The 4,028-nt window shown below is 61.8% G+C and carries 5 protein-coding genes; 4 read left to right on the top strand and 1 reads right to left on the bottom strand.

What is annotated here, in order from left to right; translation table 11 throughout:
- On the top strand, positions 1-839 hold an 839-nt coding region (locus ACXJKR_RS26385; protein WP_457325333.1), incomplete at its 5' end, for a hypothetical protein.
- Positions 840-1,099: 260 nt separating this feature from the next.
- Here ACXJKR_RS26385 and murI read toward each other — a convergent pair.
- Positions 1,100-1,927, bottom strand: a complete 828-nt coding sequence (gene murI, locus ACXJKR_RS26380) for a glutamate racemase (protein ID WP_457325332.1) — start codon at positions 1,925-1,927, stop codon at positions 1,100-1,102.
- A gap of 172 nt (positions 1,928-2,099) precedes the next feature.
- Here murI and ACXJKR_RS26375 point away from each other — a divergent pair, with 172 nt between their 5' ends.
- The 3 genes from ACXJKR_RS26375 to ACXJKR_RS26365 all read left to right on the top strand — a co-directional run.
- On the top strand, positions 2,100-2,855 hold the full coding sequence (locus tag ACXJKR_RS26375) for an electron transfer flavoprotein subunit beta/FixA family protein (RefSeq protein WP_457325331.1): 756 nt from the start codon (positions 2,100-2,102) through the stop codon (positions 2,853-2,855).
- Positions 2,856-2,884: 29 nt separating this feature from the next.
- Positions 2,885-3,817 carry an electron transfer flavoprotein subunit alpha/FixB family protein gene (locus ACXJKR_RS26370; RefSeq protein WP_457325330.1) on the top strand — a complete coding sequence of 311 codons (933 nt, stop codon included), beginning with the start codon at positions 2,885-2,887 and terminating at the stop codon, positions 3,815-3,817.
- A 77-nt stretch (positions 3,818-3,894) separates the two neighbouring features.
- A partial coding sequence (locus tag ACXJKR_RS26365) for an acyl-CoA dehydrogenase N-terminal domain-containing protein (protein WP_457325334.1) occupies positions 3,895-4,028 on the top strand: 134 nt, incomplete at its 3' end.

Genomic DNA, 4,028 nt, shown 5'->3' with positions numbered 1-4,028 from the left:
AGATGACCCTGATCAATCCTGAGGACAACGAGGTTGTCACTCTGGACGATATCCAAGGTCATATGTTTGGTGGTGAGAAGAGCTTTTCGGTCGGAGGCAAGACCTTTGATGGCCTATTTGAGATGGAGCTAAGGGCACCGTTTGGGCAAGGGACCACGGCGCATGTATCGTTCATCACAATCTTCGAGGCTTGGAACGGGACAGATGTACGGAGAGTGCCTTACTTAAGCAAGCTGGAGAAGCTGTTTGAATGTGCGCTAGCAGGATGGCAAGTCAATTTTGCGGTCGAGTTCAAAGGCGAATTGCTAATGCGCGGTATTTCAGAAGATGGCTTAGATCATGAGTCAATTTTGGCTAGTGCGGAAACAATACGTTATATCAGGAGTGTCGCAACAATTGCTGGTTTTCTTGATTTGCCAGTTGATGTTGAGATAGGCCAAAAGATTGACCGTGAGGAATGGAATGTTGTTTGCGACGTGGCTCGAATTATGCGGGGAGAAAAGATCTTCGTCGCAAGCGATCTGACGTCGACCCCGAGCACCGTTATGACGGCAGATTCGGGAGGCGAAAATATAAAAATAATCCTGCTAAATCCGGAAGTCGCTCACCAATTGGTTTTCCATCAAAATGGCGGACAGGTAAAGCTTTTTGGCAAGAGTATTGCCCTTCCGATGCTAGAAATTTGCGTCGAGGATGTGTTCCCAAAGATCGGGGCAGAGGTAGAGGGTGTGGTCGAGGGGGATGGGGTTCCCTTAGACTTGATTCCAGGGCCGAACTTCAGATGTAGGTACAGGTACCTGCGAACGCCTGCAGACTCCTCAATCCCGGTTGGCGGCTAGGACGCGCAGCGTGCTCCATGCGCGGGCGCACGTCCTGCCTTCATGAAGAAGTCGGTGTTCCATCGATCATGGTTCGTCCGCGTCACAAGGTCGCAGGAGCGATTCTTGGCGCTGAGAACTTGCACAAATCCTTTCACAGTTTGCGCGGTCTCATAGAATTCTCTAATAAAATCAACTACTTGTAATAGACGCAGCGGACTTAAAATCCGCCTTCTGGAAACGGAAGTACGGGTTCGAGTCCCGTCCCGGGCACCAAGCCTTCAAACGGTCAGCGCGTGCTGGCCGTTTTTGCTTTCCGGCTGCCACGCCTGCACGGCTATGTCTTTCCAGCCCAGCACCTGCGCGAGCCACGCGCGCAGCGCCGCGGGGTTCCCACTCGTTTCGACGGCGAGGGACGGCTCTCCCGTGCTGGCTCCCCAGAGATCGGCCGCACGTCGCGCGACGGCGGTCTCGATGCGTAGCAATTTGACGGATGTACCGAGCGCCGCCTGCCACAGCGGCTCGATCAGCGGATAGTGCGTGCACCCCAGCAGCGCCGTGTCCACGCCGGCAGCGCGCAGCGGCGCGCAGTAGTGCTCGACGAGGGCGCGTAGCTCAGCGCTGGCGAGGTCACCAGCTTCGATGCGGTCGACGACGCCGGGGCAGCCCTGCACGACGACTTCGTGCGCACCGGCGTGCCGCTCGACCAGCGCAAGCAGCCGAGCGCTTGTTGCCGTGGCCGGCGTGGCCAGCAGGCCGATCCGGCCATTGCGCGTCGCCGCAACCGCGGGTTTGATGCCTGGCTCGGTGCCCACGAAGGGAAGGGTGGGCCAACGCGCGCGCAGCGCCTCGATGGCGTGCGCCGTGGCCGTGTTGCAGGCAACGACGATGAGCTCGGCGCCGCTGGCGATCAGATGTTCGGCGATGACCAAGCTGCGCTGTTGGATGTCTTCGGGCGTGCGAGCACCGTAAGGGGCATAGGCCGTATCGGCGAGGTAGCGCAGGCGCACACCGGGCAGCAGCTGGCGCAGTTCGTGCAATACCGTGAAGCCGCCGACACCGGAGTCGAAGATGCCGATTTCTCGGCTCGGGGAGGGATCGATCTGCATGGGCGCGAGCAGTCTAGCTTCGCGATTCGAGAGGCCTCCCCAAAAAGAGTTCCCCCAGCGCCGTCCGGCGTCTGGCTAGAATCGAACGATCGTGCTTTTTTAAGCGCAGCTCTCCCGAAGAGCGCCCGTAGAATCTGGTTAACGTTTACGTCAATTCGAGCTGGAGTTTTCGATGAAGGTCTTGGTTCCTGTCAAACGCGTCGTCGACTACAACGTCAAGGTGCGCGTCAAGAGCGACGGCACGGGCGTCGACATTGCCAATGTGAAGATGTCGATGAATCCCTTCGACGAGATCGCCGTCGAAGAGGCCGTGCGCCTGAAGGAGAAGGGCGTCATCACCGAGGTGATCGCCGTGTCCTGCGGTGTCACGCAATGCCAGGAGACCCTGCGCACTGCCATGGCCATCGGTGCCGACCGCGCCATCCTGGTGGAGACACCTGCAGATCTCGAACTGCAGCCACTGGCCGTCGCCAAGCTGCTGAAGGCGCTGGTCGACAAGGAAGGCCCGAGCCTGGTCATCCTCGGCAAGCAGGCCATCGATGACGATTGCAACCAGACCGGCCAGATGCTGGCCGCGCTGACGGGCATGCCGCAGGGCACGTTCGCCTCCAAGGTGGAAGTGGCCGGCGACAAGGTGTCCGTCACTCGTGAAGTGGACGGCGGCCTCGAGACCGTGTCCCTGAGCCTGCCGGCCGTCATCACGACCGACTTGCGCCTGAACGAGCCGCGTTACGTGACGCTACCCAACATCATGAAGGCCAAGAAGAAGCAGCTCGACATCGTCAAGCCTGCCGACCTGGGCGTGGACGTGACGCCGCGCATCAAGACGCTGAAGGTCAGCGAGCCGCCCAAGCGCGGCGCTGGCGTGAAGGTGGCCGATGTGGCCGCTCTCGTCGCCAAGCTGAAGAACGAAGCCAAGGTCATCTGACCGCTCGCCCCCGATTTGGAGACTTTGAGATGACCGCACTCGTCATTGCAGAACACGACAACGCCCACATCAAGGGCGCCACGCTGAACACCGTCACTGCTGCCGCTGCCACGGGCGGCGAAGTGCATGTGCTGGTGGCCGGCCACAACGCCGCCGCCGCCGCCGCCGCTGCCGCCCAGATCGCCGGCGTCACCAAGGTGCTGCACGCCGACTCTGCCGCGCTGGCCGAAGGCCTGGCCGAGAACGTCGCCGCGCAAGTCATCGCGCTGGCGTCTGGCTACAGCCACCTGCTGTTCCCCGCCACCGCTGCGGGCAAGAACGTCGCACCCCGCGTTGCCGCGCTGCTGGACGTGGCTCAGCTGAGCGACGTGACCAAGGTCATCAGTGCCGACACCTTCGAGCGCCCGATCTACGCCGGTAACGCCATCGCCACCGTGCAGAGCAGCGATGCGACCAAGGTGCTGACCGTTCGCACGACGGGCTTCGACCCGGCCGCTGCATCCGGTGGTTCGGCTGCCGTCGAAACCGTGGCCGCCGCCGCCGACAGCGGCAAGAGCAGCTTTGTCGGCCGTGAGGTGACCAAGAGCGACCGCCCCGAGCTGACCGCCGCCAAGATCATCGTGTCAGGTGGCCGCGCGCTGGGCTCGAACGACAAGTTCATGGAAGTGCTGACCCCGCTGGCTGACAAGCTCGGCGCGGCCCTCGGCGCTTCGCGCGCCGCCGTTGACGCGGGCTACGCGCCCAACGACTGGCAGGTGGGCCAGACCGGAAAGATCGTCGCCCCCCAGCTCTACGTGGCTTGCGGCATCTCGGGCGCCATCCAGCAYCKGGCCGGCATGMAGRACTCCAAGGYCATCGTCGCGATCAACAAGGACCCGGAAGCACCGATCTTCTCGGTGGCCGACTACGGCCTGGAAGCTGACCTGTTCACGGCCGTGCCGGAACTCGTCGCCGCGCTGTAAATCCACGCGCCACCGCACTCCGGGCGCCCCGACTTCGTCTGTCGCGGCGCCCTTTTTGCCTCTTTCAGGAGTAACCAATGAGTTACCGCGCCCCCATCAAGGACATGCTCTTCAACATCCAGCACCTCGCCGGTCTGGAGACCCTAACGAAACAAGTCCCTGCCTTTGAGGACTTCGGCCTGGACACGGCCGCCGCCGTGCTGGAGGAATG

It is taken from the genome of Roseateles sp. P5_E11, from assembly GCF_054049355.1.
The sequence above is the reverse complement of the archived record's forward strand: the minus strand, read 5'-3'. Positions and strand labels throughout refer to the sequence as shown.